This window comes from Mesorhizobium sp. M7A.F.Ca.ET.027.03.2.1, assembly GCF_003999175.1.
Lineage (GTDB): Bacteria > Pseudomonadota > Alphaproteobacteria > Rhizobiales > Rhizobiaceae > Mesorhizobium.
Genome location: NZ_RZOM01001756.1, coordinates 1 through 636, shown reverse-complemented (window position 1 = coordinate 636; position 636 = coordinate 1). Strand labels below are relative to the sequence as shown.

Sequence of the window (636 nt, the reverse complement as noted above, 5' to 3'; positions counted from 1 at the left end):
GTGTAGAGCATACGGCCGAAGCCTGGCGCCTTCATCGGCGCCAAGGCCGCGCGGCTGGCATTGAAGGTGCCGCGCAGGTTGACCGCCATGACGCGGTCCCAGTCGTCGGCGCTGGTGTTCTCGATCAGCTGCCAGGGATAGATGCCGGCATTCTGCACGATGATATCGAGGCGGCCATGCTGCTTCAGCGCCAGCGCCACGGCGGCCTCGGCGTCGCTCATTTGCGAGATGTCGGTGCGGATGAAGGGGGCGCCCAGTTCGTCAGCGGTGGCTTGCCCGGCCTCGGCCTCGGTGTCGGCCAGCACCAGCCTTGCGCCTTCCTCGGCAAAGCGTAGCGCAATGCCCTTGCCGATGCCGCGGGCGCTGCCGATGATCAGCGCTACCTTGTCTTGTAACCGATTGGTCATGCGAGCCGTCCTGTCATGCGAGTCTTTGGCGAATGGTTTGCTTGAAGGCGTCGAGCAGCACTGCGGCCAACACCAGCAGGCCGTGGATCACCTGGGTGAAATTGGCCGGCAGGCCCATCAAATTGATCGCCGTGTTGATGGCCGAGAGCAAAAGTACGCCGGCATACACGCCGGGGAGGGTGCCGACACCGCCTTTCAGGCTGACCCCGCCGATGACGACAGCGGCGAA

1 protein-coding gene and 1 pseudogene are annotated in these 636 nt (G+C 64.6%); both read right to left on the bottom strand.

Annotated elements, in window-relative coordinates; all coding sequences use genetic code 11:
* Positions 1 to 407 (bottom strand): SDR family NAD(P)-dependent oxidoreductase (locus tag EN750_RS37870; RefSeq protein ID WP_127399502.1); only part of this gene is annotated, 407 nt, incomplete at its 3' end.
* 13 nt (positions 408 to 420) lie between these two features.
* A pseudogene (locus EN750_RS37865) lies at positions 421 to 636 on the bottom strand (ABC transporter permease); the annotation flags it as partial.